The organism is Dietzia sp. UBA5065 (assembly GCA_002415925.1).
Classification (GTDB): Bacteria; Actinomycetota; Actinomycetes; order Mycobacteriales; family Mycobacteriaceae; genus Dietzia.
This window is the reverse complement of record DIAZ01000126.1, coordinates 2,231-4,161: the sequence shown is the minus strand read 5'-3', so window position 1 is coordinate 4,161 and position 1,931 is coordinate 2,231. Positions and strand designations below refer to the sequence as shown.

The following is a 1,931-nucleotide window of genomic DNA, read 5'->3' as shown; positions in this document are numbered from 1 at the left end:
CAAGGTCGACACCGAGATCCCCTCCCCCGTCGCCGGCACCCTCAAGAAGATCGTCGCCGAGGAGGACGAGACCGTCGACGTGGGCGCCACCCTCGCCGTCATCGGCGACGCCGCCGCCGACAGCGACGACTCTGACGACGCCGGCGACCAGCCCGCGGAGGCCCGGGACGAGGGGACCTCCGAGGCCGCCGAGTCCACCCGCCCGGACGATGCCGTCAACCAGGCGCCGGGTGACGCGACCGATGCGGCCGGCGCGGCCGGGCAGGTCGGCGCGTCCGGCGACACCCCGGCCCAGGAGAAGAAGGCCGCGGCCGAGGCCGCAGCGAAGGCGGAGAAGTCCTCCGGTGCCGGGTCCTCGGCGGACGGGGTCCAGAAGCGGGCCGAGCCCGCGGCCGCCGCCAAGGCCGGCACGTCGCCCTACGTCACACCGCTGGTGCGCAAGCTCGCCCAGGAGCACGGCGTGGACCTCGGCAACGTCAAGGGAACCGGGATCGGGGGGCGCATCCGCAAGCAGGACGTGCTCGCCGCGGCCGAGGGCGGAGGCGCCGAGGGCGGCGCCGACGCATCCGCGGAGAAGCAGGCTCCCACCGGTGGTCCCTCTGACGCCGGGGTCCGACCCGAGCTGGCCGAGTTGCGGGGCACCACCAAGAAGGCCAACCGGATCCGCAAGATCACGGCCAGGAAGACCCGCGAGTCGTTGCAGGCCACCGCGCAGCTCACGCAGGTCTTCGAGGTGGACATGACCCGCGTCGCCCAGCTGCGGACCCAGGTCAAGGATCAGTTCTCCGACAAGCACGGGGTCAAGCTCACCTACCTGCCCTTCTACGCGAAGGCCGTGGTCGAGGCCCTGGTGTCGCATCCGAACGTCAACGCGTCCTACGACGAGGACTCCAACGAGATCACCTACCACGGCTCGGTGAACCTCGGCATCGCCGTGGACACCGAGGCGGGTCTGCTCTCCCCGGTGATCCCCAACGCCCAGGACCTGGACATCCCGGGCCTGGCCAGGGCCATCAAGGATCTGGCCGAGCGCGCGCGGTCGTCGAAGCTCACCCCCGACGACCTCCAGGGCGGCACGTTCACCATCACCAACATCGGCAGCGAGGGGGCCCTGTTCGACACCCCGATCCTCGTTCCGCCGCAGGCGGCGATGCTGGGCACCGGGGCGATCGTGCGGCGCCCCGTCGTGGACGCCGACGCGGACGGCGAATCGATCGCCATCCGGTCGATGGGCTTCCTCCCGATGACCTACGACCACCGCCTCGTCGACGGTGCGGACGCCGGGCGCTTCCTCACGACGGTCAAGGACCGGCTGCAGAAGGCCGAGTTCGAGGGCGACCTCGACCTGTAGGCCCCGGCCACCCACGACGGGCGTCCTCCCACGGGAGGGCGCCCGTCGTCGTAGGTCGACCCCAGCGCCTAACCTGGGGGGCATGTCCCACCACGGTCAGACCCTGCGACGCGATCCCGTCGAGCCGGAGATCCGCCGACTCGGCACGGTCGAGTACGCGCCCACCTGGGAACTGCAGCGCACACTCGCCGTGGAGCGGGCCGAGGGCCTGCGCGGGGACACGATCCTCCTGCTCGAGCACCCCCCCACCTACACCGCCGGCAAGCGCACCGAGCCGTCGGACCGCCCGGTCGACGGCACCCCGGTGGTCGACGTGGACCGGGGCGGGCGGATCACGTGGCACGGCCCGGGGCAACTGGTCGGCTACCCGATCATCGCGCTCTCGGACCCCATCGACGTGGTGGAGTACGTGCGTCGCGTCGAGCAGGCTCTCATCACCACGTGCGCCCGGCTCGGGGTGGACGCCGGCCGGGTGGAGGGACGATCGGGGGTGTGGTGCGCGGCGGGGGACGGCAGGCCCGAGCGCAAGATCGCCGCGATCGGGATCCGCGTCCAGCGCGGGGTGACGATGCACGGGTTC

Annotated in this window: 2 protein-coding genes; both read left to right on the top strand. The window is 72.3% G+C overall.

Annotated features, from left to right (window positions below):
- On the top strand, nt 1-1,351 hold a 1,351-nt coding region (gene sucB, locus B4M60_RS09845; protein ID WP_291082971.1), incomplete at its 5' end, for a 2-oxoglutarate dehydrogenase, E2 component, dihydrolipoamide succinyltransferase.
- A gap of 82 nt (nt 1,352-1,433) precedes the next feature.
- A partial coding sequence (lipB, locus tag B4M60_RS09840) for a lipoyl(octanoyl) transferase LipB (protein WP_291082968.1) occupies nt 1,434-1,931 on the top strand: 498 nt, incomplete at its 3' end.